Genomic DNA, 22,137 nt, shown 5'->3' on the forward strand with positions numbered 1-22,137 from the left:
GGCCTGGCCCTGCGCCCTTGGTGTACCGGTGACTGTTTTATCAGGAGCTCACTATGTTTGTTTCGACTGCCTCCGTGTTGGGGGCTCGCGCTTCCAATACCGCCCGGCGTGTCAGCACGGTCCTGGTGACCTTGCTCGGCCTGCTGGCGCTGACCTTTATCATTGGTCGGGTCATGCCGCTGGATCCCGTGCTGGCGGTGGTCGGGCCAGACGCCGACAGTTCCACCTACGACCAGGTGTACCGGGCCATGGGCCTGGACAAGCCGATCTGGACCCAGTTCGGGCTGTACCTCAACGACTTGCTCCACGGTGATTTCGGCAACGCCCTGTTGACCGGCCACCCGGTGCTGGAAGACATCAAGCGGGTATTCCCGGCGACCATCGAACTGGCGACCCTGGCGATTCTGTTCGGGGTCCTGATCGGCCTGCCGCTGGGTGTGTGCGCCGCCAGCAACCAGGGGCGCCTGGGGGACCATATCGCCCGGGTCATCACCCTGTTCGGTTACTCCACACCGATTTTCTGGCTGGGCATGATGGGCCTGCTGGTGTTCTACGCCTGGCTCGGGTGGGCCGGCGGCGCCGGACGCATCGACCTGGCGTACGACGGCATGGTGCCGGAAGTGACTGGCCTGCTGCTGATCGACTCGACCCTGGCCCGGGACTGGGACGCCTTTGCCAGCGCCCTGCGCCATATCATCCTGCCGTCGCTGATCCTGGGCCTGAACTCGGTGGCCTACATCAGCCGCATGACCCGCAGCTTCATGCTTGAGCAGCTGTCCCAGGAATACATCATCACCGCCCGGGTCAAGGGGTTGTCCCGCCGCCAGGTGGTCTGGGGCCATGCCTTTCGCAACATCCTCGTGCAACTGCTGACGGTGGTCGCGCTGGCCTACGGCTCGCTGCTCGAAGGCGCGGTGCTGATCGAGACTGTGTTTGCCTGGCCCGGTTTCGGCCAGTACCTGACCAGCAGCCTGATGCTCGGCGACATGAACGCGGTGATGGGCTGTGTGCTGGTGATCGGCCTGATCTTCGTCGCCCTGAACCTGATCAGCGACGCCTTGTACAAGGTGTTCGACCCGCGTACGCGCTGAGCCGTTTTGCCGTTGCGAACCGATAAAAATATAAGAAGAAGGATCCTTGAATGAAAACTGCATTTTCCAAACTGCACCTGGGCCTGCTGGCGGCGGTCCTGGCCCTGGGGCCGATGGCCGTGGTGAACGCCAAGACGCCGAACGACCAACTGATCGTCGGCATGAGCATGGTCAACCTGTTCTCCATCGACCCGGCCAATGCCCCGGGCCTGGATGCCTCGGGGGTCAACGCCAACCTCTACGACACCCTGGTCAAGCGCGACCACGGCAACCCGGAAAAACACCTGCCGCAACTGGCCGAGCGCTGGGACATCAGCGAAGACGGCAAGCAGGTGACGTTCCACCTGCGCCAGGACGTGAAGTTCCACTCCGGCAACCCGTTGACCGCTGAAGACGTGGCCTGGTCGCTGTACCGGGTGATGAAGCTCAACTTCGGCCTGGCCACCACCTGGAAGGCCTACGGCTACAGCGTCGACAATATCCAGTCGCTGATTCGTGCCAGCGATGCCAACACCCTTGTCATCGACCTGCCGCAAGTCATGGACCCACTGTTGCTGATCGACTCCCTGGCGATTTCCCCAAGCGCCGTGGTGGTGGATCGCAAGACTGCCCTGGCCCACGAGAAAAACGGCGACCTGGGCGCCGGCTGGCTGGTGACCAACGAGGCCGGCAGCGGCCCGTTCGTGCTCACCAAGTGGAGTGCCAACGACTCGCTGCTGCTGACCCGTTTCGACGGTTACTGGAATGGCGCGGCCAAGCTCAAGCGCGTGGTGGTGCGGCACATGACCGAGTCCCAATCGCTGCGCCTGATGCTTGAGCGCGGCGACCTCGACCTGGCCTATGGCATGGCCGCGCCGGACATCCGCGCCATCGATGGCTCGGAGAAAATCCAGGTCCAGTCCCTGCAGCGCGGCACCATGTATTACGTGGCCATGAGCATGAAACAGCCCGAGTTCGCCAAGCCCAAGGTGCGCGAAGCGGTGCGCAACCTGATCGACTACAAGGGCCTGGACGAACAGGTGATGCCTTACTACGGCAAGCTCAACCAGCAGCCGATGCAGCTGAGCCTGGAGGCCCGCCTGCCGGATCCGGGTTACCACATGGACGTGGCCAAGGCCAAGAAACTGCTGGCCGAAGCCGGTTACCCCGAAGGCTTCAGCACCACCATCCGCACCTTGTCCGAGCCGCCCTTCATCGACATCGCCGCGCGTCTGCAGGCGACCCTGGCCGAAGGCGGGATCAAGGCCAGCATCGTCACCGGCACCGGCAACCAGGTGTATGGCGCGATGCGTGCGCGCAACTTCGAAATCATCGTCGCCCGCGGTGCCGAGCGTTACCCGCACCCGTATTTCAGCCTGCGCACCTTTGCCTACAACCCCAACAACAGCGACGACGCCGGCCTGCCCAACTTCCAGGGCTGGCGTGCCTCATTCTTCAGCCCGGAGCTCAACAGCCTGATCGACAAGGTGGGTATCGAGCGCGACGGTGCCCAGCGCCTGAGCCTGTACCACCAGGCGCAGAAGCTCTACGACCAGCAGGTGGGCCCGATCATGATGATTTCCCAGATGACCGACACCGTGGTCAGCGCTTCCGACGTCAAGGGCTTCGACGGCGATGACGCCGAAGCCACCCGTTACCTGGGTGTCTACAAGCAACGCTGAGTGCCACCCGGGGCGCCTGCGGGCGCATCGGGTGATCCTGATTTTGAACCGAGAACATGCCGATGATTGCCAACATGTCTTCTACCGATTCCACCGCCAAACGCCAGAGCGAGCGGGCCCCCGGGTCCAGCTTCGATGCCTTGTGCAAAAGCGGCCTGCGGGTCCTGCGCCACCTGCTGCGCAACCCCATGACCCTGGCCGGTTTGCTGGTCGCACTGCTGCTGATCGTGGTCGCGGCCTTCGCCCCCTGGATCGCCACCCATGACCCGGTCGCGCAGAACCTGGCCAGCGCCCTGCAGGCACCGGGCGCCGCCCACTGGTTCGGAACCGATGAGTACGGTCGGGATATCTTCAGCCGGCTGGTCTATGGCTCGCGCATCACGCTGTACATCATCACCCTGGTGACTGTGATCGTCGGCCCGATCGGGCTGTTTATCGGCACCGTCTCGGGCTACTACGGCGGCGTGGTGGACACGGTGTTCATGCGCCTGACCGACATCTTCATTTCCTTCCCCAGCCTGGTGCTGGCGCTGGCCTTTATCGCCGCCCTGGGCCCTGGCCTGGAGCATGCGGTGGTGGCGATTGCCCTGACCTCCTGGCCACCGATTGCACGCCTGGCGCGGGCGGAAACCCTGTCCCTGCGCAACGCCGATTTTGTGGTGGCGGTGGAGCTGCAAGGCGCTTCGTCGTCGCGCATCATCCTGCGGCACATCGTGCCGATGTGCATGTCGTCGGTGATCATCCGCCTGACCATGAACATGGCCGGGATCATCCTGACCGCCGCCGCCCTGGGTTTTCTCGGCCTGGGTGCCCAGGCGCCGTCGCCGGAGTGGGGCGCGATGATTTCCACGGGTCGGCGCTACATGCTCGAGTGCTGGTGGCTGGTGGCCGTACCGGGTGCGGCGATCATGCTGGTCAGCCTGGCATTCAACCTGTTGGGCGATGGCCTGCGGGACATCCTCGATCCGCGTAGCGAGTAACCGGAGGCTCCATGTCCGACATCAAACTGAACGTCGAAGGGCTCAATGTGCGCTTCGTCAGTGGCAAGAAAGAAATGCACGCCGTGCGTGATGTGTCCTTCACCCTGGGCCGGGAAAAACTGGCCATCGTCGGCGAGTCCGGCTCGGGTAAATCCACCGTCGGCCGCAGCCTGCTCAAGCTGCACCCGGCAAGCGCCAAAATCACCGCCCAGACCCTGCGCTTTGGCGATGTCGACCTGCTTTCGGCCAGTGAAAAGGCCATGCAGAAGATCCGCGGCCAGCGCATCTCGATGATCATGCAAGACCCCAAATACTCGCTCAACCCGGTGGTCAAGGTCGGCGACCAGATTGCCGAGGCCTACCTGGCCCACCACAAGGCCAGCCGCAGCGACGCTCGCGAGCGGGTGATGGAGATGCTGGAAAAGGTCCATATCCGCGACCCGAAGCGGGTCTACAACCTGTACCCCCATGAAGTCTCCGGCGGCATGGGGCAGCGCATCATGATCGCGATGATGGTCATCACCCGGCCCGAGGTGATCATCGCCGACGAGCCGACCTCGGCCCTCGATGTCTCGGTGCGCCAGCAGGTGCTCAGCGTGCTCGAAGAGCTGGTGGAGCAGCAGGAGCTGGGGCTGATTTTCGTCAGCCACGACCTGAACCTGGTGCGCAATTACTGTGACCGGGTGCTGGTGATGTACTCCGGGCGCGTGGTCGAGTCCCTGGCGGCCTGCGACCTGCAGTACGCCGAGCATCCCTATACCCGTGGCCTGCTGGCTGCCCTGCCGAGCATGGACAACCGCCGCGAGCGCCTGCCGGTGCTGCAGCGCGATCCGCTCTGGCTGACTTCTTGAGGAACCGACCATGCCCATGATCCAAGCCCATTCGCTGAACCTCAGTTTTGGCGCCGGCCCGGCCCTCAACCAGGTGCTGCATGACGTCAACCTCAGCGTCGCCGATGGCGAATCCTTCGGCCTGGTGGGGGAGTCCGGCTCGGGCAAGACCACCGTCCTGCGCTGCCTGGCCGGGCAGTACCGGCACTGGAGCGGCGAGCTGAGCATTGCCGGCGCGCCGTTGCAGCACAAGATCCCCAAGGAGCACTTTCGCAAGGTGCAGATGGTGTTCCAGGACCCCTACGGTTCCCTGCACCCGCGCCACACCATCGACACCGCGCTGCGTGAGCCGCTGATCATCCATGGCATCGCCGACAAGGACGACCGGATCAACGAAATTCTGCTCAAGGTCGGCCTCAACGAAAGCTTTCGCTATCGCTATCCGCACCAGTTGTCCGGTGGCCAGCGCCAGCGCGTGGCGATTGCCCGGGCGCTGATTCTCGAACCCCGGGTGCTGTTGCTGGATGAGCCAACCTCGGCCCTGGATGTGTCGGTGCAGGCAGAAATCCTCAACCTGCTGGCGGACCTGCGTCAGCGCGAGAAACTCACTTACCTGATGGTGACCCACGACCTGGGGGTGGTGACCCACCTGTGTGATCGGGTGGCGGTGATGCAGCAGGGCAAGATCGTCGAACTGCTCGACAGCCAGGCCCTGAGCCAGGACCTGGCAAGCCATGCCTATACGCGGATGCTGGTGCAGGCCAGTCGCGATTTCAGCCGCGAATCCGAACGGCAACTCGCCGGTTGAGGAGGGCGCTGGCAGCGTTATTGTTATCGTACAACTATAAAAGGGCTCTGCTCCGCTATCCCATGGGGTTTACGGGGTAAGGTCCTTTATCTATAGGGTTTTTACTTGCGGTTACATAGCCAGGACGTTTTTGTCGTGGTCCTTTTCAAATTTTAGTTGTACGATGACGTACCTCTTAAGGTATTTCATTCACTTTCCGGCTCGAGGTTTGCGAACCATGACTCCACAAGAACTAAAATCCGTCCTGTCTTCCGGCTTGCTGTCGTTCCCCATCACTGACTTCGACGCGAAAGGCGACTTCCGCGCCGACACCTACGCCCGCCGCCTGGAGTGGCTGACCCCGTACGGTGCCAGTGCTCTGTTCGCCGCGGGTGGCACCGGTGAGTTCTTCTCCCTGGAACCCACCGAGTACACCCAGATCATCAAAACTGCAGTCGACACCTGCAGAGGCCAGGTGCCGATCCTCGCCGGCGCCGGCGGCCCGACTCGCCAGGCCATCGCCTATGCCCAGGAAGCCGAGCGCCTGGGCGCGGCCGGCATCCTGCTGATGCCGCACTACCTCACCGAAGCCAGCCAGAAGGGCCTGGTGGCTCACGTTGAGCAGGTCTGCAACTCGGTGGACTTCGGTGTCGTGGTCTACAACCGCAACCTGTGCCGGCTCAACGCCGAAAGCCTGGAAATCCTCGCAGAGCGTTGCCCGAACCTGATCGGTTTCAAGGACGGCATCGGCGAAGTCGAGTCGATGGTCTCGATCCGCCGCCGCCTGGGCGAGCGCCTGACCTACCTTGGCGGCCTGCCGACCGCAGAGGTCTATGCCGCGGCCTACAAGGCCCTGGGCGTGCCGGTGTATTCCTCGGCGGTGTTCAACTTCATCCCGAAAACCGCCATGGACTTCTACAAGGCGGTGGCCGCTGACGACCACCAAACCGTGGGCCGCCTGATCGATGATTTCTTCCTGCCGTACCTGGCCATTCGCAACCGTTGCGAAGGCTATGGCGTGAGCATCGTCAAGGCCGGCGCACGCCTGGTCGGGCATGACGCGGGCCCGGTGCGCGCACCGCTGACCGACCTGCTGCCGGACGAAGTGGAGCAACTGGGCGCGCTGATCCAGAAACTCGGCGCCCAGTAAGGCGGTTGCCTGCGGCGCTGTCGGGGCGCCGCAGGACCTCGATCAAGCACCGGGTGAGCCGGGTACAACGCAACAGGGACGCGTTATGAAGCTGCATCATCGACTCACGCTTATGGTCATCTGCACCGTGCTCGGCCTGCTGTTGATTGCCGGGTTCGGCTTGAGCGCCCTGCGCTCGAACATGCTGGAAAACAAACGCAGCGAAATTTACACCGTGCTCAATCTGGCCGCGCAGCAAGTGGCGTATTACCAGGAGCAGGAACAACGCGGCATCCTCAGCCGCGACGCTGCGCAGGCCAAGGCCATCGAAGCCCTTTCGAGCCTGCGCGATGGCAAGAAGACCTACCTCTGGGCCCGCACCGTGGACGCCCTGGGCCTGGTCCATCCCAACCCCGAGGTGATCGGCAAGGTCGACGTCGGCGTGACTCTGGCCGACGGTAGAACCAAGTGGCAGGGCTATCTGGACGGTTTGAAAAACACCCGATTCGCTTACTTCGACGACCTGGCCAAATACCCGGGCGCCGAACAAGCGGTGCCGAAAATCAACGGCATCACCAAAATCGACGGCTGGAACTGGCTGGTGGGTTTCGGCATTTTTGTCGACGACATCGATGCCGCATTCTGGCGCCTGGCCTGGCAGTTTCTCGGGGTCGGCCTATTGGTGGTGCTGGTGACCACGGCGCTGGCCTTGAGCATGTCCCGAGGCATTTATCGCAGCCTTGGCGGCGAGCCGACCTATGCCACCGAGGTGGCGCGGGCGATCGCGGCCGGTGACCTGAGCCTCGCGGTCAGCGGGCGCTTCGGCCCGCAGAGCCTGCTGGCGGCGGTGGCGACCATGCAGACCAGCCTGCGGGAAATGATCGTCGGCATCCACAACGGCTCCGGCCTGCTGGGCGAAGCGGCCAGTGGCCTGACCGGGCAGATGCGCCAGATCGACAGCGCCTCCCAGCAGACCTCGGAAGCCACCACCGCCACGGCGGCGGCCATCGAGCAGATGTCGGTCACCATCGATCATATTTCTTCGAGTGCCCGCGAGACCGAAGCCAACTCCGCGCGCTCGGCGCAACTGGCGGCCGACGGCGAGCAACTGGTGCACCAGGCGGCGGGGGCGATCCAGCAAGTGTCGGCCCAGGTCGAGGACGCCTCGGTGCGCATCGCCGGGCTGGTCAAGCGCACCCATGAGATCGACGGCATCGCCAGCGCCATCAGCGACATCGCCAGCCAGACCAACCTGCTGGCGCTGAATGCCGCCATCGAGGCGGCGCGGGCCGGAGAGCAGGGCCGGGGCTTTGCGGTGGTGGCCGATGAAGTGCGGCACCTGGCCCAGCGCACCGCGCTGGCGACCCAGGACATCACCCGCATGATCAATTCGATTCAGGTCGACACCGGCTCGGTGGTCGAGGGCATGACCGCCGTCACGCCCCAGGTGGCGATTGGCGTGGCCCTGGCCGAGCAGGCCGCCAACGCCCTGCGCGAGATCAATCGCGGGGCCTCGCTGACCCTGGTCCAGGTGCGCGAAGTGGCCAGCTCCACCGCCGAACAAAGCCAGGCCAGCGCCAGCGTGGCGCAGAACATCGAGAGCATCGCCAACCGCGTCGAAGACTCGGCGGCATCGGTGCGCGCGGCCCACGGCAACGTGCATTCCCTGGAACGCCTGGCGGATGAACTGCGCGAATCCGTGGCGCGCTTTCGGCTTTGACACCCCCTGACCCCTGAAAGGAGATCCGCCATGCCCCATTGCATCATCGATTGCCCGGTTGCCCTGGCCCAGCGTGTCGGCGAGCAGACGCTGCTGGCCGCCGTGCATGACGCCCTCGATGCCTTCGGCGTATTCAAGCCGGGGGACATCAAGGTGCGCCTCAACGGCTGCAGCCATTACCGCTGCGGCGCGACCCAGGACGACTTCGTGCACGTGGCGCTGTACCTGTTCGCCGGGCGCAGCGCCGAGCAACAACGCAGCCTCGCCTCGGCGACCCTGGCCGCCCTGGTAGCCTTGCTGCCCGAGGTCGAGGCGCTGTCCATGGATGTGAGGGAAATGCCGCGCGAGACGTTCGTCAACCGCAGCCAATACCTCGAAGAAGCCGGGCGCTCGGCCTGAACCCAGCGGTTCAGCCACCCCGGTGTGATGACTGGCAAAAACAAGGAAAACAACATGCCGTATCAAAACCCTGCTGTCGCTCTGCCCAAACGCCCCCTGGCACGCGCTGTCGTCGCCACCCTCACGCTGGGCTGCAGCCTGCCGCTGTGGGCCCTGCAAGCACCGAGCAAGGTGCAAGTGCCGACCCTGGCCTTTGATGACCAGCAGATCATCCTGGTCTGGGAAAAGCCCGCGGACCACGCCGCGATCAAGGATTACCGGGTCTACGTCAATGGCACCCTGCTGGGCAGCGCCAATGGCAACAACGACAGCGTATCGCCGGCCAAGCCCTACATCGACCGCTTCTACGAGCAGGACCCGGCCAACTTCCACTACCGCATCGCCATCCACAGCTTCACCGCCCAGGGCCTGAAGCCCGACACCCAGTACCGTTTCACCGTGCGTTCGGTCGACGGCCATGGCAAGGAGTCCGCCGACAGCCCGGCCGTGGTGCAGCGCACCAGCCAAGTCCCGGCCCTGTTCGATGTCAAAAAATACGGCGCCAAGGGCGATGGCAGCAGCCTCGACACCCTGGCAATCCAGAACGCCATCGACGCCTGCACGGCCGGCTGCAAAGTGCTGCTGCCCAAGGGCACCTACAAAAGCGGCGCGCTCTACCTCAAGAGCAACATGACCCTGGAAATCGCCGAGGGCGCGACCCTGCTCGGCTCCGAGCGCGCCGAAGACTATCCGCTGGCGGGTTACATCCAGTATCCGTACTCGACCACCGTGCGCCCGGCCTCGCTGATCAATGCCTTGCCGCGTGATCCGAAACAGCACCAGACCTTCGAAAACATCCGCATCGTCGGCAAGGGCACCATCGACGGTAACGGCTGGAAGCGCCAGGCCGACGTCAAGGACGAACTGGGCCGGCCGCTGCCGTTCTACCTGCCCAGCGACAACACCCGTTACATGCAGGACGGCATCCTGGCCAAGGCCCAGGTCGAGCAAGCCGTGGCCCGGGGCCTGAACGTCAAGGACGCCTACGGCCAGATGCGCTCGTCGCTGATCACCCTGCGCAACGTGAAGAATGTGTTCTACGGCGGCTTCACTGTGCTCAACCCGGCGTACCACGGGATCATGAACCTGGAAACCGAAAACGTGGTCATGGCCAACACCACCCACAAGACCTACGACGCCAATAACGGCGACGGCATCGAATTCGCCAACAGCAAGGGGGCGATGGTGTTCAACAACTTCTTCGACACCGGCGATGACTGCGTCAACTTCGCCGCCGGCACCGGGGCCGAAGCGGTGAAGCAAAAGCCCCAGGAAGATGCGTGGATCTTCAACAACTTCTTCCGCAAGGGCCACGGCATGGTGGTCGCCGGCAGCCATACCGGTGCCTGGATCCAGAACATCCTGGCTGAAGACAACGTCTCCGACGGCACCGATGCCGGCCTGCGCATGAAGAGCACCAACTTCATGGACGGTGGCGCGCGCAACGTGGTCTTCCGCGATTCGGCGATCCGCAACACGGTCAAGCAAGCCTTTATCTTCACCCTCGACTACAACGACCCCAACGCCAAACTCGACTACACCAAATCCACCGTGCCCGGGCAGTTCAAAGACATTCGGGTCAGCGACGTCAGCGTCGAGAACGCCAAACTGGCCGCCATCGAAGTCAAGGGTGAAGGCAAGAACAACGCCTACCACCAAGGCCTGACCTTCGAGCGCGTACGCTTCAGCGGCACTGCCAAAGCCAAGATCGACGGCCTCAAGGACTCCCGCTTCGACACCCTGCGCTTCACCCAGACCGGTGGCGCCAACCCTTGGCAAATCAGCGACAGCCCGGGCTTGACCTTCAAGGATGTAGAGCCGGCTCCGTTGTAGGGCTCAAATCACCCACCCATAAAAAACCGCCTGTGAAGGCGGTTTTTTGTGCTGCTACTTCAGTGAAAAGCCACGTGGCAATTGGTCCGAACGGTCGTGTGCATGTTTTCTGGATCTAGTAGGATTAAATCCTATTCCATCCGGAAGTCTCATCATGCGCACCACTCAACAATTTAGTATCACGCTGCCCAGCCAGATGGCCGATGTGGTCAAGGCCAAGGTGGCCTCAGGTGAATACGCCACTGAAAGCGAAGTGATTCGGGACGGCCTGCGGGCGCTGCTGGCTCGTGACCGCGCCTTGGATAACTGGTTGGTTGGCCAGGTTGGTCCGGCTTATGACGCTTTGAAAGCTGACCCTGAAAGTGCACTCAGCGTTGAGCAAGTACGCGCTCGTTTACTGGCCGAGCATCAGGCCACCCTTGCTAAACCGTAATGACCTACACCGTGCAGTTCGCCCCGCAGTCCCTGGAGCATTTGGCAGCACTCTATGGTTACCTTGCCGCAGAGGCTTCGCCGCAGATTGCCCTGCGCTACACCGACGCTATCGTTAGCCATTGTGAAAAATTACGTACGTTCCCGCGGCGAGGAAACTTGCGCGAGGATATACGCCCAGGCCTGCGTATCACCCACTACCGCAAGCGGGCAGTGATTGCCTTTACGGTGGATGAGGAGAAGGTTTTCATCCTGGGGATTTTTTATGGTGGGCAAGACTTCGAGACGGCGTTGCAAGGGAATGTGGATGAATAGAGCAGCCTGCAAGATTAAGCACCGCAACGACTACCCACTACTGCCTTGACCCAGAAACAAGAGCTTGGATAGCCGATTTGTGATGCGGCCAGGCAATGCTCCACCCACTGCCTGGCCCATCGCGGCCCTTAGAAATCCCAGCGGGTAGTGACCATCACATTGCGCGGGTCGCCGTAGTAGGCCGAGGTGTAGAAGCCGATGTTGGTGTAGTACACCTTGTCGAACAGGTTGTTGACGTTGAGGGTCGCCGACAGGTTTTCCGTGAGCTGGTAGCGGGCCATCAGGTCCACCAGCCAGTACGGGTCCTGGGTGAACTCTTCGGAGCGTCGCTTGCCGCTGTTGTAGAGCGTCTGCCAGCCAGCGCCCTGCCAGCGTGCGCCGCCGCCGAGGGTGAGTTTGTCCAGGCTGCCCTTGAGCTTGTAGCTGGTGTAGAAGCTGACCTGGTCTTCCGGCTCCCAGGTCGAGACCTTTTCGTTCTCGGCGTCGCGGGCGATCTTGTGGGTGTAGCCCGCCTGCAATTGCCAGCCGGGGCTGAGTTCGCCGGAGATTTCCGCTTCATAGCCTTTGGTCCTGGTCTCGGTGCCCACATAGGCGCGGTCGTTGCCCGGAATCGAGTTGAACAGCGTGTCGGCCAGCGGTCGATTTTTTTCATGCACTTCGAAATAGGCGAGGCTGGTATTCAGTCGGCCGTCGAAGAACTCGCCCTTGAGACCAAATTCATAGTTTTTGCCTTCGTTGGGCTCCAGCATCTTGCCGTTACGGTCCTCGTATTCGGTATTTTTCAGTGAGTCAGGACTGTCGATCAATATCGCGCCGCAGAACGACCGCGGTGGTGATGTCCTCAACGGACTCGTGGCTGGCTACGGCATCCCTGACTCGATTCAAGTCATCGATGGTGCGTGATTCGACCTCAATCACCAGGTCGAGCTGGCCACTGACCGAAGAAATGCGCCGCACCTGAGAGTTCTGCGCCAGCAGGTCCAGCAGGCCCATGGCAGGGGTGCGTTTGAGGCTCACAAGGAGGATGGCGCGAATCACATTGGCATCGATTTCGCCGATATCCGCTCGGTAGCCTCTGATCACGCCATTGCGTTCAAGGTTGATCACCCGCTCGCTGGTAGCGCTTCTTGAAAGCCCGATTCTGGCTGCCAGAGCCTTCAGCGCAATGCGCGCCTCTTTGGACAGAATTTCGAGTATTTCGCGATCTTTCGTGTCCAGGTCGCGCATGAGAACTCCCTCCGTTGTGCTACCGAATTTGTGCCGGTCGATTCCGACAATATGCAGGCCAAAGCCGACCGCATACTTACTGTCCTCCCCTATTTCGCATGCCAAGCTATCTGAAAAAAATGGCTTGGAAAACAATTACTATGACGAACCTTTCCCACCCCGCCCCTCAGTTCTCGATGAGGGATGCCGAAGCGCTGGCTGCACAGCTTTACAACGTTACTGCTACGGCATCGCCTCTGGATGGTGAGCGAGACCGCAACTATCGGTTGAAGACAGGTAGCGATGCGGGGTGGATTCTGAAAGTCGTCAATTCGACCGAGCCACGGGTTGAAAGCGAACTGCAGACGGCCATTCTCAGTCATCTCGCCAGTAACAGCCCCGAGCTTGCGGTGCCCTTGCTCAAGAAAAGCCTCACAGGGGATTTCCTGGCCTCGGCAGTGGCACCCTCTGGCGAAACCCATGCGGTGCGCCTGGTCAGTTGGTTGCACGGAACACCGCTGGCCGAGGTCACGCGCACGTTCGAGCTGATGCGCAGCCTGGGTCGATCGTTCGGTGATATGGATCGGGCCCTTCAGGGTTTCATGCACCCGGGCGCGATACGTGATCTCGACTGGGACTTGCGTCACGCCGCACGGTCCAGATCACGCCTGCATTTCGTGGAAGACCCTGGCAGAAGGGCCATTCTGGAACGCTTCATTGATCGGTTCGAAAACACCGTTCAACCCAGGCTTTCGCGATTGCGCACCCAGGTCATTCACAACGATGGCAATGACTGGAATGTCCTCGTCGATCCCCAGGACCATCAGACAGTCTCCGGCATCATCGATTTTGGCGATGCGGTCCATACGGTGCTCATTGCCGAAGTAGCCATCACCTGCGCCTATTCCATTCTCGACATGGAAGATCCAATCGGCGCGGCCGCCGCGCTCACTGCCGGCTTCCATGAGACGTATCCGCTTCAGGCGCAGGAGCTGGACGTCCTCTTCACCCTCATTGCCATGCGCCTGGTCACAAGCGTCACCTTGTCGGCCTCACGCTACGACCGGACCCAAGACAATCCCTACCTTGCCATCAGCGAAGCGCCGGCCTGGCGCCTGCTGGAAAAAATGGACCGCATGAACCCGCGACTGGCGACGGCGATCCTGCGCAAGGCCTGCGGGTTTGACGCGATCGAAGGTGCTGGGGCGGTTCGCCGCTGGGTGGCCGAAAACAGGCAGTCATTCGCGGATATCGTGCGCCCATCGGCGGCGACCCTGAACAAGGTGATTGTTCCGTTCGCAGATGCCTCCCACGTGATGACCATCGCTTCAGCCGAGCAGCGCCCAGCGGAGGCCACCCAGTGGTGGAATGATTTCTCTGCCGAGCACAAGGTGCCGCTGGGTATCGGGCCATGGGGCGAAGAGCGGACCATCTACACCGACACGGCGTTTGAATCGCGATTTATCGAAGGGCAGCGGCGAATCATTCACGTCGGTGTCGACTTGATCATGCCGGCTGGAACGCCTCTGTATACCCCCGTCGCCGGCGTGGTGCAAAGCGTCGAGGTCGAGCTTGAGCCGCTTGGCTACGGCGGTTTGATCATGCTCGAACACGCGCCTGAAGGCTGTCCGCCGTTCCTGACCTTGTGGGGGCACATGGCGCACGAAGCCATGGCGCGGCTGAAGCCCGGGGACCGTCTTGAGGCCGGCGCGCTGGTTGGATACATGGGGGCGGATACGGAGAATGGCGGCTGGATCCCCCATGTGCATTTCCAGATGTCCACCGACACCCAGCTCAAGGCGAGCGAGTTCATTGGCGTAGGCGAGCGGGCTTACCTTGACGTATGGGCCGACGTTTTTCCCGATGCATCGGTTCTGGCCGGCATTCCTCCGGAAACCTACAGCCAGGAGGGACGGACCAAGGCCGAAATTGTGGCGAAGCGTAAGGAGTTGTTGCTTCCCAACTTGTCGATTTCCTATTCAGACCCGATTAAGTTCGTGCGCGGTGATGGGGTCTGGTTGATCGACAACTTTGGCCGGGCGTATCTGGATTGCTTCAACAATGTCTGCCATCTCGGCCACTCTCATCCCGATGTGGTGCAGGCACTTTCGCGTCAGGCTTCAAAACTGAATACCAACACGCGTTACCTCCACGACACCATTGTGGAGTACGCCGAACGGCTCACCGCGACCCTGCCTGAAGGCTTGGCAGTCGCCTCCTTCGGGTGTTCCGGAAGTGAAGCAAACAGCCTCATGCTGCGCATGGCGCGCAATCACACGGGCCGCAACGACGCCATCGTGCTGGACTGGGCTTACCACGGCACCACACAGGAGCTGATTGATCTCAGCCCCTACAAATACAAACGCAAAGCCGGTAACGGCCGTGCAGAACATGTGTTTGAGGCGACCGTCCCGGACACCTACCGTGGCGTCGAACACTGGCCGTTCGAGGAGCTTGGCAAGCGTTTCGCTGAAAGTGTGGCGCAGCAGATCGAGACCATGCGCAAGCAGGGCAGGTCCCCGGCGTTCTTTCTGGCAGAGTCCATTCCCAGTGTCGCCGGGCAACTGTTCTTCCCGGAAAACTACTTGAAAGAAGTCTATGCAATGGTTCGTGCAGAAGGCGGTCTTTGCCTGGCTGACGAAGTCCAGGTTGGCTTTGGTCGAGTGGGCAGCCACTGGTGGGCCTTTGAAACCCAGGGCGTCGTGCCCGATGCAGTGTCCATGGGCAAACCCATTGGCAATGGCCACCCCATGTCGGCGGTGGTCACCACGCGCGAGATTGCAGACAGCTTCAACAACGGCATGGAGTACTTCAATACCTTTGCCGGCAGCCCGGTTTCATGTGCCGTAGGGCTCAGCGTGCTCGATGTGATTGAGCGCGATAACTTGAAACTCAACGCCCTGACAGTTGGCAATTATTTGCTCGATGGCTTTCGCAAACTGCAACAGCGATACGACGCCATTGGCGACGTACGCGGCCTGGGCCTGTTCCTGGGGATTGAGCTTGTCACGGATCGCAAAAGCAAATTTCCAGCCACGCAACTGGCCAGGAAAGTCGCCGATGGTGCCCGGGAGCGAGGCATTTTGATCGGCACTGAAGGCCCCCATGACAATGTGCTGAAAATGCGCCCATCGATGATTTTCAGTCAAAAAAATGCGGACTTTTTGCTTGAGGTCCTGGACGAAAGCTTCAAGGCTGCGCTCCAGTAAGTCGTGGACCCGGTGGGCGTGTGGCAAGAGGCGGAGGCGGAATGGCCTGCTGGGTTTTGTCGCACACTGTCCGCGCTTTGGCGCAGTACGCAGGACAAGCGCCGTGCCTGGCCGGCATAGTGTCGGCCAACTCCGGCAATGTGTCCGGCAGGCTGACACCTTGCCTGGTGCTTTCCACAATTGCCTATGCAAAGCTTTTCCTGAAGGCTGGGTGAAGAGCCCCAAAAAAATAAATAATAATTCTTCAGAGGTGCCATCCAATGCTAACCAGAACGCTCAAGGGTCTGATTGTCGCATCCACCGTGGCGGCCGCAGCGCTACTTTCCTTCACCGCTGCTCACGCGGACGACTTGAAGTCGATCCAGGAATCCAAAGAGATTCGCATTGCAATGAGCGGTCAATATTCCCCCTTCAGCTTTGCCAACGAGCAGAACCAGATTGTCGGATTCGACGCCTCCATCAGTGAGGCCCTGGCTGAGCGGATGGGCGTGAAAGTGACAATCATCACCACCCCGTTCGACGGAATAATTGCCGGCCTCCTGGCAAAAAAATATGACGCCATCATCGCCTCCATGACCATCACCCCGGAACGCCTGAGGGCAGTGGATTTCGCGGGGCCCTACTACCACGCCGGCCGCACGATCGTGGTGAAGGAGGATTCGGCGATCCAAAGCCTGGATGATCTGAAAGATGTAACTGTTGGCGTCACGCTGGGGGACGCTCACGACAAATGGGCCAGGGCGCGCGGCAACCTGAAGGTGAGAACCTATAAAGGCCTTCCGGAAATGCTGGTCGACCTGGAAGCCGGGCGTATCAACGCGCTGGTGATGGACAGCGTTCCAGTGCTGGTCGCGGTCAAGGAAACAGGACAGAAAGTGCGCATCATCACGCCTCCGGAAAGCGATGGCGGCATTGAAGGCATGGGCATTGCGCTACGCAAAAATAACCCCGAACTCAAGGCGACGGTACAGAAGGCGCTTGACGACATGCTCGCCGATGGCAGCTACGAAAAGATCTCGATGAAGTGGATTGGCAAAGATATCCGCTGATTCATCTTCAGTCTGGCCCGGTTTATTCGCGGGTCAGTCAACCTGACTTTTCCGAGCGTTCCCATGGATCTGACACTCATACAGCGCACACTCCCATTCTTTCTGGAAGCGGCCTGGACCACGGTGCAAATCTCCGTACTTGCACTTCTACTGGGGTTCCTGATCGCAATCGTGCTGGTTGCCATGAGGTTGTCCGGCGTTTTCATAGCTCGATGCCTGGCAAGAGTCTACATAAGCATCTTTCGCGGGACGCCCTGTCTGGTTCAGCTGTTCATCATCTACTTTGGCGGACCCCAAATCGGACTCGAATTGGAGCCGTTTGCGGCGGGGGTGATCGGCCTGGGCCTGAACATCGCGGCGTACATGGCGGAATCGATTCGAGGTGCCATCGTCAACGTCGATCCGGGTCAGGTAGAAGCTGCGCGTTCGATCGGCTTCGGCAAAGGCCAGACCTTATGGCTGGTCACCTTGCCTCAAACGGCAAAGTTGATGATAAGGCCGCTGGGCGTTAATGCAGTCGCGCTTATAAAAGGCTCCGCATTAGTGTCAACCATATCCGTGGTTGAACTCTCCTATACCGCGCAGCGCTTTATCAGCTCAACCTACAAACCTTTTGAAATTTTTGCGGTGTCGGCAGTTCTTTATATTGCGATGGTCTACACGGTCAGATTGATTGTTGACTACCTCGATAATCGCTTCGCGGCAAGGTGAGACTCTTCAATGCAAAGCCTCGATCTAAGCATAGTTGCACCCTACTCTGAACTGCTGGCGACAGGCTTGTGGTGGACCGTTGTATTGTTTCTAAGCTCCAGCGTGTTAAGCCTGATGTTGGGAGTGGTCTTTGCCCTTATCGTTCTTTATGCGCCCAGGGTCGCTGCTCTTCCGGTGCGCTTTATCACCTGGCTGCTGATGGGCACGCCGCTCCTTCTACAGTTGTACGTGATTTATTACGGTCTGGTGCAAGTGGGGATCGATATCCCGGCCTTGGTGGCAGGCATCATAGGCCTGAGCCTGCACTTCGCTGTCTACAATGCTGACGTGATTCGTGCCGGGGTAATGTCCGTGGACCCTGGCCAGATTGAAGGCGCCAGATCCATTGGCCTCAGCCGCGGTCAGACCCAGCGTTACGTGATTGTGCCGCAAGCACTTCGCAGCACCATTGCGCCCCTTGGAAACAACCTGATCGTGCTGTTGAAGGACACCTCCCTGGTGTCCATCATCGGTATTGCAGAGTTGGTCTATAGCGCTCAGCGTGCAGTCAGCGAGACATACAGCCCCTTTGAGTTTTATCTGACCGTTGGGGTTATTTATTATGCGGTCAATCTTGTTCTGGAAGCCGGTCTGCACCTTCTCGAAAATAAGGTAGAGATGTCACGATGATCACAGAAAAGTCCATGATTGAGGTTAAAGGCGCTCGCAAGTCCTATGGCGCCATTGAAGTTCTCAAAGGCATCGATCTTTCCGTCTCTCGCGGACAAATCATCGCCATTATCGGCCCCAGTGGCTCGGGCAAAAGCACACTGTTACGTTCAATCAATCAACTTGAAGTACTGAACGACGGTGAGATTTGGCTAGAGGGTGAACAGGTCAATCGCCCCTTGAAAGGCCGCGCGTTTGAACAGCATATCAATGCGGTGCGTCAGCAAATGGGCATGGTGTTTCAACACTTCAATCTATTTCCGCATCTGACCGTGTATGAAAACATTGCCCTGGGTCCGATAAAGCTCAAAGGGTTTAGTAAAAAAGCATCGCGTGAGTTGGCGATGGAGTACTTGTCAAAAGTTGGACTGGCCAACAAGTTCGATGAGTACCCCTCTCGGCTATCGGGTGGGCAGAAGCAGCGCGTTGCCATTGCACGGGCACTGGCGATGCAACCCAAAGTCATGCTGTTCGATGAGGCCACATCGGCGCTGGATCCCGAGCTTGTCGAAGAGGTCAACTTGGTCATGAAGCAACTTGCTGCAGAGCACATGACCATGTTGATCGTCACCCATGAAATGCGCTTTGCGGGCGAAGTGGCAGACCGGATCATCTTTATGGACGGTGGCGTAGTGGTGGAAGAGGGCGCGCCGGGAGAGATCCTGAAAAACCCTGTTCACGAACGAACCCGGTCGTTCTTGAAAAAGCATCTGCACGATAGATAAGTCGCGCCGGATACAAGGGGTGTGGCGTATCGATCGGGCAATTGAAGCAGAAGCCGTGGGCAGGCCAGCCACGCGGTTACTGTGAAAACCTCGGAATCGGCCACCGCCGAAATCCGGGCCAGAATTCCCAGCCTTCCAGCGCCGCCCGGCGCCCGCCCAAGTCGCATGGCCAGAGCCAGAAGAACCGTCAGCACTCCACCATGCAGGCTGATGCTGGTGCCGCCGCACCAGACGCGCACTCTACCCGCGACATCCAATCGAGGAACGGGGAGCGAACAGGGAAAGTTTTGACTTTCAGGGATGCAAAACAAAAAAGGCCCACCTTTCGGTGAGCCTTTTTCGTTGTTCTCTCGTCCCGCCCTTTCTACCCAAAAGCGCCGATGAGGAATTCATCAGTAAACCGGCGATAGAGGCAAGCCAGCGCTACGGTAGACCCCGACAAGCGACGGCGCTGGAGCAGGCTATCGAGAACGTGGCCGGTGAAGTGTTGGCCGAGCTCACCTACAAGCCGTTCGAGCTGAACCCGAACATGCCGCCCGAAGGCGAGAAAGCCATCGAGCACTTGATGCGCAAATACGGGCGCACCGCCGAAGACGTCGCCGCCGGCACCCGGTCGACCACATGGGCGAGATCAGCGACATTGCCCAGGCGGTGGTTTCCCTGGACAGCGCCAAGGTTGTCACCGGTAAAATCCTGCACGTGGATGGTGAGCAAAGCGCGGGTCACTAAGACCGGGTTTTCCACACCGCGAAAAAAAAAGCCCTCGTAGCGATACGAGGGCTTTGTTGCATGAGCAGCAGAAAGGAAACCGGTTTGATCGCAGAAATCAGAAATCCCAGCGCGTGGTGACCATCATGTTGCGTGGGTCGCCAGGGTAGGCCGAGTCATAGAAACCGATGTTGGTGTAGTAGTGCTTGTCGAACAGGTTGTTGACGTTGAAGGTGACCGAAAGGTTATCGGTCACTTGGTAGCGGGTCATCAGATCAACCAGCCAGTAGGGGTCTTGGGTGAATTTCTCGTAGCGGCCACCACCGGGGTAGCCCCAGTTGTTGACGGTCTGCCAGCCAGCGCTTTGCCAGCGCGCGCCGCCACCGACGGTGAGCTTGTCCAGGCTGCCCTGGAGTTTGTAGGTGCTGTAGAAGCTGACCTGGTCTTCCGGTTCCCAGGTGGCGACTTTATCACCATCGCTATTGCGGGCGATCTTATGGGTATACCCCGCTTGCAACTGCCAGCCCTTGGCCAATTCGCCGGAGATTTCCGCTTCGTAGCCCTTGGTCTTGGTCTTGGTGCCGATGTACGAGTAGTCGACGCCCGGCTGGGAGTTCCAGGCCGTGTCGGCCAGCGGACGGTTTTCTTCGTGCACCTCGAAGTAGGCGAGGCTGGAATTCAAACGGCCACCGAAGAACTCACCCTTGAGGCCGAACTCATAGTTCTTGCCTTCGTTGGGGGCTAGCATGGCACGGGTGCGGGTGCGGTACTGGGTCTGTGGCTGGAAGATTTCGGTGTAGCTGGCGTACGCGGTGAAATTGTCGTTCAGGTCATATGTCAGGCCGGCATACGGCACCACCTTTCCGCTTTCCTGAGTGTCGCTGGTCCCGGTCACCTGGTAGTTGGCGACACGTGAGCCGAGCAACAGGTGCAGTTCATCCGTCAGGCTGAAGCGACCGGTGACGTAGGTGCCGGTCTGGCGGGTAGTTTCGTCGTTGAACTTGGTGGCGGTCCACAGCGGCTCGGTGGCATCGCCGTCCCAGTTGTAGAAATCATAGGAGTTGTTGAAGTAGGTGGTTGCGGTGTAGTCCTTGGCTTTCCATTTGGAAATGGACAGGGACTGGCCGATCACCAGTTCGTGTTCGCGGCCGAACAGCTCGAATGGCCCCGAGGCGTACACATCGAGACTGTCGCTGGTAGTCTTGCCCACGTATTTGCGCGCGTAGATGGAGCTGGCAGTGGCGGAGTCCTGGGAGATGTAGCCCAGGGGGGCGTCATAGCCGTTGATCTGGTGGTTGTATTGGCCTTTGGTGACCCAGCCATTATCAAAGGTATGTTCCAGGCTCGCGAAGGCCGTGCGGCTGTACTGTTCCCATGAGCCCCATTTCGGGCCGTTGTTGAACGAACGCGGCAGGTCCAGCTTTTTGCCGGTCGCATCAAAGATGGTGCGTGTACCGGTCCAACTGGAGCCTTTCGGATCGCTGTCCTGATAATCGGCACCGAGGGTCAGCAGGGTGTTTTCATCCAGGTCGACCTCCAGGATGCCGTATAGCACACCGGTCTTGCGCGAGTAATGATCGAGGAACGATTGTTTGTCCTGATACGCCGCTACGACACGGCCGCGGACGTTGCCGGTTTCGGTCAGGGGACCGCTGACGTCGACTTGGGAGCGATAGTTGTCCCAGGAGCCGGCGCCCAGTTCGATGCTGCTCTTGAACTCGGAGGTCGGTTTCTTGCGAACGAGGTTGATGGTACCCCCTGGGCCGCCTGCCCCGGTGAGCAGACCGGTAGCGCCCTTGAGAACTTCGACGCGATCATAGATCGCCATGTCGGTCAGGGTCTGGCCCGCCGAATATTGGGCGTCGCGCAGAGTGGGGATACCGTCGTACTGGAAGTTGACGATGGAGAAACCGCGGGAATAGTAGTTAGTACGCTCGGTGTCATAGGTCGATACGGTGATGCCCGGAGTATGGCGCATCACGTCATCGATGGCTTCAAGCCCGAAGTCATCCATCACCTGGCGTGTTACCACCGAGATCGATTGCGGTGTTTCTCGAGGCGTCAGCACCATGCGCGTCGCCGTAGCGATAGTGCCAGGGGTGTACGAACCGGTGCCTTCAGTCACGGTGCCCAACTGGTTGGCGGTGATTTGCGTAGTCCCCAGTTCCAGGGCATCGTCGGTGCTGTTCGCGACCAGAACGTACCCGCCATTGTTCTGACGTTGCGCTTGCAGTCCACTGTTGGCGAGCAGGCGCGACAGCCCATCCTCGATGCTATATGAGCCTTTGAGCCCAGCCGTTGTGAGATGACGAGCCTGCTCGGTGTCGAACGAAATAGTAACCCCCGCTTGCACACCAAACTGGGCCAGGGCGGTACCCAACGGCCCGGGGGCGATCTGGTAAGCGCTTAGGCTTTGAGCCATGACCTGAACCGGCATCAGCGCCAGGCCAGATAGGCTGGCGAGGGAAGCGCCCATTACGGCCAGGCGAACGGCGCGCGTCAGCAGCGTCGGGGTTTTGAGGGGAAGCGGGGGCATTCAGTGATCCTTCCGTTGTCATGGCAGAAACCCGCTATATCGCGGCTTATGTCATTGACGGATGAGAAT

Annotated in this window: 18 protein-coding genes and 3 pseudogenes; 18 read left to right on the plus strand and 3 right to left on the minus strand. The window is 60.3% G+C overall.

All coding sequences use genetic code 11. The annotated features are described in order from the left end of the window. Positions 1–53: 53 nt before the first annotated feature. The 11 genes from JFU57_RS09150 to JFU57_RS09200 all read left to right on the plus strand — a co-directional run bounded on the left by JFU57_RS09150 (position 54) and on the right by JFU57_RS09200 (position 11,216). Complete coding sequence (locus JFU57_RS09150) at positions 54–1,091, plus strand: ABC transporter permease (RefSeq protein WP_078469322.1); 1,038 nt, start codon at positions 54–56, stop codon at positions 1,089–1,091. A gap of 50 nt (positions 1,092–1,141) precedes the next feature. Next, a complete protein-coding gene (locus JFU57_RS09155; RefSeq protein ID WP_201129005.1) occupies positions 1,142–2,752 on the plus strand; it encodes an ABC transporter substrate-binding protein in 1,611 nt (536 codons plus the stop codon). A 62-nt stretch (positions 2,753–2,814) separates the two neighbouring features. Continuing rightward, positions 2,815–3,732, plus strand: coding sequence for an ABC transporter permease (locus tag JFU57_RS09160; RefSeq protein WP_020299860.1), 918 nt, complete (start codon positions 2,815–2,817; stop codon positions 3,730–3,732). 11 nt (positions 3,733–3,743) lie between these two features. Next, positions 3,744–4,583, plus strand: coding sequence for an ABC transporter ATP-binding protein (locus JFU57_RS09165; protein WP_201129006.1), 840 nt, complete (start codon positions 3,744–3,746; stop codon positions 4,581–4,583). A 10-nt stretch (positions 4,584–4,593) separates the two neighbouring features. Beyond that, entirely contained in the window at positions 4,594–5,370 is a 777-nt protein-coding gene (locus JFU57_RS09170; protein ID WP_043230485.1) for an ABC transporter ATP-binding protein, read from the plus strand. Between the two features lie 217 nt (positions 5,371–5,587). Then, positions 5,588–6,499 carry a 5-dehydro-4-deoxyglucarate dehydratase gene (kdgD, locus tag JFU57_RS09175; RefSeq protein ID WP_201129007.1) on the plus strand — a complete coding sequence of 304 codons (912 nt, stop codon included), beginning with the start codon at positions 5,588–5,590 and terminating at the stop codon, positions 6,497–6,499. An 85-nt stretch (positions 6,500–6,584) separates the two neighbouring features. Then, positions 6,585–8,198: a methyl-accepting chemotaxis protein gene (locus JFU57_RS09180; RefSeq protein WP_242487493.1), complete on the plus strand. Its 1,614-nt coding sequence runs from the start codon at positions 6,585–6,587 to the stop codon at positions 8,196–8,198. Positions 8,199–8,228: 30 nt separating this feature from the next. After that, complete coding sequence (locus tag JFU57_RS09185) at positions 8,229–8,597, plus strand: 5-carboxymethyl-2-hydroxymuconate Delta-isomerase (RefSeq protein ID WP_078469327.1); 369 nt, start codon at positions 8,229–8,231, stop codon at positions 8,595–8,597. A gap of 54 nt (positions 8,598–8,651) precedes the next feature. Next, on the plus strand, positions 8,652–10,469 hold the full coding sequence (locus tag JFU57_RS09190) for a glycosyl hydrolase family 28 protein (protein WP_201129008.1): 1,818 nt from the start codon (positions 8,652–8,654) through the stop codon (positions 10,467–10,469). A gap of 154 nt (positions 10,470–10,623) precedes the next feature. Next, positions 10,624–10,902 carry a ribbon-helix-helix domain-containing protein gene (locus tag JFU57_RS09195; protein ID WP_078469328.1) on the plus strand — a complete coding sequence of 93 codons (279 nt, stop codon included), beginning with the start codon at positions 10,624–10,626 and terminating at the stop codon, positions 10,900–10,902. Then, the gene (locus JFU57_RS09200) at positions 10,902–11,216 is read left to right on the plus strand and encodes a type II toxin-antitoxin system RelE/ParE family toxin (RefSeq protein ID WP_201129009.1); all 315 of its coding nucleotides are present in this window, start codon (positions 10,902–10,904) and stop codon (positions 11,214–11,216) included. The genes JFU57_RS09195 and JFU57_RS09200 overlap by 1 nt, the downstream gene beginning before the upstream one ends. 128 nt (positions 11,217–11,344) lie before the next feature. Here JFU57_RS09200 and JFU57_RS09205 read toward each other — a convergent pair. Together JFU57_RS09205 and JFU57_RS09210 are read right to left on the minus strand one after the other, a co-directional pair. Continuing rightward, positions 11,345–11,986: pseudogene (locus tag JFU57_RS09205) on the minus strand (TonB-dependent siderophore receptor); the annotation flags it as partial. Positions 11,987–12,005: 19 nt separating this feature from the next. Beyond that, positions 12,006–12,443, minus strand: coding sequence for an Lrp/AsnC family transcriptional regulator (locus tag JFU57_RS09210; RefSeq protein WP_020299869.1), 438 nt, complete (start codon positions 12,441–12,443; stop codon positions 12,006–12,008). A 140-nt stretch (positions 12,444–12,583) separates the two neighbouring features. Here JFU57_RS09210 and JFU57_RS09215 point away from each other — a divergent pair, with 140 nt between their 5' ends. The 7 genes and pseudogenes from JFU57_RS09215 to JFU57_RS09245 all read left to right on the plus strand — a co-directional run. Beyond that, positions 12,584–15,631: an aminotransferase class III-fold pyridoxal phosphate-dependent enzyme gene (locus JFU57_RS09215; protein WP_201129010.1), complete on the plus strand. Its 3,048-nt coding sequence runs from the start codon at positions 12,584–12,586 to the stop codon at positions 15,629–15,631. Positions 15,632–15,891: 260 nt separating this feature from the next. Further along, positions 15,892–16,680 (plus strand): ABC transporter substrate-binding protein, encoded by a 789-nt coding sequence (locus JFU57_RS09220; protein ID WP_201129011.1) that lies wholly within the window; start codon positions 15,892–15,894, stop codon positions 16,678–16,680. Between the two features lie 63 nt (positions 16,681–16,743). Then, positions 16,744–17,391 carry an amino acid ABC transporter permease gene (locus tag JFU57_RS09225; protein WP_201129013.1) on the plus strand — a complete coding sequence of 216 codons (648 nt, stop codon included), beginning with the start codon at positions 16,744–16,746 and terminating at the stop codon, positions 17,389–17,391. 9 nt (positions 17,392–17,400) lie between these two features. Further along, entirely contained in the window at positions 17,401–18,060 is a 660-nt protein-coding gene (locus JFU57_RS09230; RefSeq protein WP_201129015.1) for an amino acid ABC transporter permease, read from the plus strand. Beyond that, on the plus strand, positions 18,057–18,824 hold the full coding sequence (locus tag JFU57_RS09235; RefSeq protein WP_078469337.1) for an amino acid ABC transporter ATP-binding protein: 768 nt from the start codon (positions 18,057–18,059) through the stop codon (positions 18,822–18,824). Before JFU57_RS09230 ends, JFU57_RS09235 begins: the two co-directional genes overlap by 4 nt. Before the next feature lie 442 nt (positions 18,825–19,266). Then, a pseudogene (locus JFU57_RS09240) lies at positions 19,267–19,431 on the plus strand (DsbA family oxidoreductase); the annotation flags it as partial. Then, positions 19,371–19,553, plus strand: a pseudogene (locus tag JFU57_RS09245) (hypothetical protein); the annotation flags it as partial. The pseudogenes JFU57_RS09240 and JFU57_RS09245, both read left to right, overlap by 61 nt. Positions 19,554–19,650: 97 nt before the next feature. On the opposite strand, the gene JFU57_RS09250 reads toward JFU57_RS09245, so the two are convergent. Then, positions 19,651–22,068 (minus strand): TonB-dependent siderophore receptor, encoded by a 2,418-nt coding sequence (locus tag JFU57_RS09250; RefSeq protein ID WP_201129017.1) that lies wholly within the window; start codon positions 22,066–22,068, stop codon positions 19,651–19,653. Positions 22,069–22,137: the final 69 nt, after the last annotated feature.

Origin of the sequence: Pseudomonas sp. TH07 (assembly GCF_016651285.1) — a bacterium.
Taxonomy (GTDB): Bacteria; Pseudomonadota; Gammaproteobacteria; order Pseudomonadales; family Pseudomonadaceae; genus Aquipseudomonas.

Bases quoted from the DNA above. Each gene is read 5' to 3' on its own strand.
- JFU57_RS09195 (WP_078469328.1), top strand. From the start codon at position 10,624: ATGCGCACCACTCAACAATTTAGTATCACGCTGCCCAGCCAGATGGCC.
- JFU57_RS09150 (WP_078469322.1), top strand. From the start codon at position 54: ATGTTTGTTTCGACTGCCTCCGTGTTGGGGGCTCGCGCTTCCAATACC.
- JFU57_RS09210 (WP_020299869.1), bottom strand. From the start codon at position 12,443: ATGCGCGACCTGGACACGAAAGATCGCGAAATACTCGAAATTCTGTCC.
- JFU57_RS09200 (WP_201129009.1), top strand. From the start codon at position 10,902: ATGACCTACACCGTGCAGTTCGCCCCGCAGTCCCTGGAGCATTTGGCA.
- JFU57_RS09225 (WP_201129013.1), top strand. From the start codon at position 16,744: ATGGATCTGACACTCATACAGCGCACACTCCCATTCTTTCTGGAAGCG.
- JFU57_RS09170 (WP_043230485.1), top strand. From the start codon at position 4,594: ATGCCCATGATCCAAGCCCATTCGCTGAACCTCAGTTTTGGCGCCGGC.
- JFU57_RS09215 (WP_201129010.1), top strand. From the start codon at position 12,584: ATGACGAACCTTTCCCACCCCGCCCCTCAGTTCTCGATGAGGGATGCC.
- JFU57_RS09235 (WP_078469337.1), top strand. From the start codon at position 18,057: ATGATCACAGAAAAGTCCATGATTGAGGTTAAAGGCGCTCGCAAGTCC.
- JFU57_RS09155 (WP_201129005.1), top strand. From the start codon at position 1,142: ATGAAAACTGCATTTTCCAAACTGCACCTGGGCCTGCTGGCGGCGGTC.
- JFU57_RS09190 (WP_201129008.1), top strand. From the start codon at position 8,652: ATGCCGTATCAAAACCCTGCTGTCGCTCTGCCCAAACGCCCCCTGGCA.
- JFU57_RS09230 (WP_201129015.1), top strand. From the start codon at position 17,401: ATGCAAAGCCTCGATCTAAGCATAGTTGCACCCTACTCTGAACTGCTG.
- JFU57_RS09220 (WP_201129011.1), top strand. From the start codon at position 15,892: ATGCTAACCAGAACGCTCAAGGGTCTGATTGTCGCATCCACCGTGGCG.
- JFU57_RS09250 (WP_201129017.1), bottom strand. From the start codon at position 22,068: ATGCCCCCGCTTCCCCTCAAAACCCCGACGCTGCTGACGCGCGCCGTT.
- kdgD (WP_201129007.1), top strand. From the start codon at position 5,588: ATGACTCCACAAGAACTAAAATCCGTCCTGTCTTCCGGCTTGCTGTCG.
- JFU57_RS09160 (WP_020299860.1), top strand. From the start codon at position 2,815: ATGATTGCCAACATGTCTTCTACCGATTCCACCGCCAAACGCCAGAGC.
- JFU57_RS09165 (WP_201129006.1), top strand. From the start codon at position 3,744: ATGTCCGACATCAAACTGAACGTCGAAGGGCTCAATGTGCGCTTCGTC.
- JFU57_RS09185 (WP_078469327.1), top strand. From the start codon at position 8,229: ATGCCCCATTGCATCATCGATTGCCCGGTTGCCCTGGCCCAGCGTGTC.
- JFU57_RS09180 (WP_242487493.1), top strand. From the start codon at position 6,585: ATGAAGCTGCATCATCGACTCACGCTTATGGTCATCTGCACCGTGCTC.